Source organism: Mesorhizobium sp. M7A.F.Ca.AU.002.02.1.1 (genome assembly GCF_003998535.1).
Taxonomy (GTDB): Bacteria; Pseudomonadota; Alphaproteobacteria; order Rhizobiales; family Rhizobiaceae; genus Mesorhizobium; species Mesorhizobium ciceri.
The window spans coordinates 1-2,915 of sequence record NZ_RZPB01000750.1; the positions used below are offsets into that span (position 1 = coordinate 1).

General features: G+C 58.8%; 4 protein-coding genes. 2 read left to right on the forward strand and 2 right to left on the reverse strand.

The features are described 5' to 3' along the window. Window positions 1–725: CBS domain-containing protein (locus tag EN879_RS30610; RefSeq protein WP_348631508.1), on the forward strand; the 725-nt coding region annotated here is incomplete at its 5' end. Window positions 726–782: 57 nt separating this feature from the next. On the opposite strand, the gene EN879_RS30615 is transcribed toward EN879_RS30610, so the two are convergent. Together EN879_RS30615 and EN879_RS30620 are read right to left on the reverse strand one after the other, a co-directional pair. Next, complete coding sequence (locus EN879_RS30615; RefSeq protein WP_063170490.1) at window positions 783–1,052, reverse strand: DUF6455 family protein; 270 nt, start codon at window positions 1,050–1,052, stop codon at window positions 783–785. 159 nt (window positions 1,053–1,211) lie between these two features. Next, window positions 1,212–2,024: a universal stress protein gene (locus tag EN879_RS30620; RefSeq protein WP_024505310.1), complete on the reverse strand. Its 813-nt coding sequence runs from the start codon at window positions 2,022–2,024 to the stop codon at window positions 1,212–1,214. 185 nt (window positions 2,025–2,209) lie between these two features. Between EN879_RS30620 and EN879_RS30625 the strand changes: the two genes are divergently transcribed. After that, the coding region (locus tag EN879_RS30625; RefSeq protein WP_127274466.1) for a PAS domain S-box protein at window positions 2,210–2,915 on the forward strand (706 nt) is incomplete at its 3' end.

The window sequence follows — 2,915 nt, forward strand, 5'->3', positions numbered from 1 at the left end:
GGGATAAAGTATCTGAGGAGGTTGGCATGCAAGCCAAAACCATAATGACCACAGCGGTCGTTGCAATTGATCCGTCTGCGTCGATCGCCGATGCAGCCGGATTGATGCTCTCCAGCAAGATCAGCGGGCTTCCCGTCATTCGCCGTGACGGCGCGCTGGTGGGCATTATCAGCGAGGGTGATCTCCTGCGCCGTGAAGAGCTGGGCACTCAGCGCAAGCGCCCACGCTGGCTGGAGTTTCTTGTCAGCCCGGGACGAGTTGCCGAAGAATATGTCCTCGCCAACGGACGGCGGATCGAAGAGGTGATGACCGACAGCGTCGTCACGGCATCCCCCAATGCATCGCTTGCCGAGGTCGTCGAGTTGATGACGCATCACCGCATCAAACGCGTCCCGATCGTCGACGGCGATAAAGTTGTCGGAATGATTGCCCGTTCCGATCTTCTTCGTGCGTTACTTGACATGCAGCCAGCCTCAACCCCGATGGCCATTGACAACGAACAGATACGCCAGAGCATCGTCGCGGAGCTTGCAGCGCAGAAATGGGCTCGAAATGAGCTGATCAATGTCACTGTCGACAAAGGGATCGTAAAACTGAACGGCGCCATCTTCGACGAGCGCGAGCGCCGGGCAGCAATCGTCGCGGCCGAAAATGCAGCCGGCGTTAAAGGCGTTGAGGACAATCTGTTTTGCGCCGAGCCGTTGTCCGTCATCCTGGTCTCGTAGCCAAGGGCTAGCACCACCATTTCCCGGGGCGAAATGTGTGCTTGGCCGCCCGACGTTCTAACGCTGTCCGGCCACATGTTGTAGCCGTGCGATCAGGTCGCGGTTGCGGCAATAGTCTGGCGGAGCATCGGCTTGCTCGTTTTGGTCGAGCCAAGTCGAGCATTCGTCCTGATGGCCGCAGGATCGGCAGCGGTTGACCGCACGATCGGTGACGGCTGCATGGTCCGCCACCACTTTCAACTGCCTGTCGACACCCAGCTTGCGTATCATGCGACCCATCAACGCGACCCTGGCGTCGACTGAAATCAGGTAGTAGAGAAAGCTCATCTTGGTCACTCCTGCCTTATGAGACTCATAGCCATGCAGGCAGCCGACGACTTGATCTCGATCAACCGACGGAGCCGTCGCCGGGCCAAGGCGGCGAAAGGGGTAGAGTGAAGTTCCTGGCCCCCCCGCCGCGTACTCGGCTGCTGGGGCGTCCACCCATCAATACGACATGAAGCGGTTGATGCCGCTTTCCTCAATCAGCGAGCGGGTTATCCCGCCGAACGCCCATTCCCGCAGACGGCTGTGCCCATAGGCACCCGAGACGATCAGGTCCGCATGGATCGACCGCGCAAAAGTCAGCAACCTGTCGCCGTCTGGGTCGCCGGCGATCAGCTCAGTTCCTGCCATGATGCCGTGATGTTCGAGAAAGACCGCGACGTCGGCAAGGCTGTCGCGGATACTCTTGTCGCGGTCGGTATCCATTGTGGCAATAACGACTTCGTTGGCCGTGGCCAGAAGGGGCAACGCATCTGCTATCGCCCGCCGCGCTTCCCTGGTGTCCTTCCAGGCAACAAGAACGGTTTTTGCCATGACAGGCTCGACATTGCTCGCGGCAACCAGGACTGGCCGCCCAATACCAAGTACCAGACTGCCGACGTCCACTGCACGGAAGACATTTCCCCCCTTCTCGCTGCCGGTGACAATAAGATCGGCGGATCGAGCCGAAATGCTCAGGAAACGGGTTGGGCTGCAAACAGCTTGGCCCCATTCGCTAAAGATCGATGCAGGAAGCAGCCTCTCGAACTCGGCGCGTAATTCGGCAAGCCGCTTTTCGATTTCGGTGTGCTGGATCTGCATGACCTCGCCTTCGTAGACCATACCGTCGCCGGTCGCGACCAAGGGCGGAACATCCGCAGCCGCCAGACCGATGAGACGGGCGCCAAACCGTTCCGCGAGCTCGATCCCCAGCTTTACAATAGGTGCGGGAGGCGCATCGATGGCGAGGTTGACGATGATCGACTTGTAAGACATTGCGGGCGCCTTTCGCTGAACGATGGAATGCGGGATGAATTGCATTCGACAGCGTCCAATGCCTTGATGCGCATCAAAGGCCGGCAACTGCATCTGCGTTCGAAAACCTCGGCTCGATCCGTTTTGCGTGTGCGGCGAGAAGTGATAGTTAGCCCCGGTAGCACCGTCGAACCCAGGAACTTCAGGTGATCAAAGACGAAGCACTCAGTTTGTCACCCGGCGGGACGACACTGAAATCATTGTTGTCTCAAATGTTCGATCAGGCACCAGGCTTTATAGCGCTGCTGCGCGAGCCAGGTCACATTTTCGAGCTGACCAATGCCGCCTACCAGCGATTGACTGGCCACAGGCAAGTGATTGGAAAGTCAGTGCGGGACGCCTTTCCCGAGCTCGAAGGGAATGGGTTTTTCGAACATCTGGACCATGTGTACATGACCGGCGAGCCCTACATTGGCCACGGGGTGAAGGTCGGCCTTCGCAACATAGCCGACGGCCCGGTCGAAGAGCGCATCCTTGATTTTGTTTATCAGCCAGTCAAGGCTGACGATGGCCGGATCACCGCGATCTTCATTGAAGGTACTGATGTCAGCGAACTCTCCTTTGCAAATGCAGCACTTCGGCTGCGTGAGGACCATTTGCGGTCGATCCTGGCAACAGTGCCGGACGCGATGGTCGTCATCGACGAGCAGGGTGGGATTCAATCCTTCAGCACCGCTGCCGAAACGCTGTTCGGCTACCAGTCAGGCGAAGTCATCGGTCAAAACGTGAAAATGCTGATGCCCTCGCCCTACCGCGACGAGCATGACGCCTATCTGCTTCGCTACCTGACGACGGGAGAGCGCCGGATCATCGGGCTCGGCCGCACCGTGACCGGGGCACGCAAGGATGGCA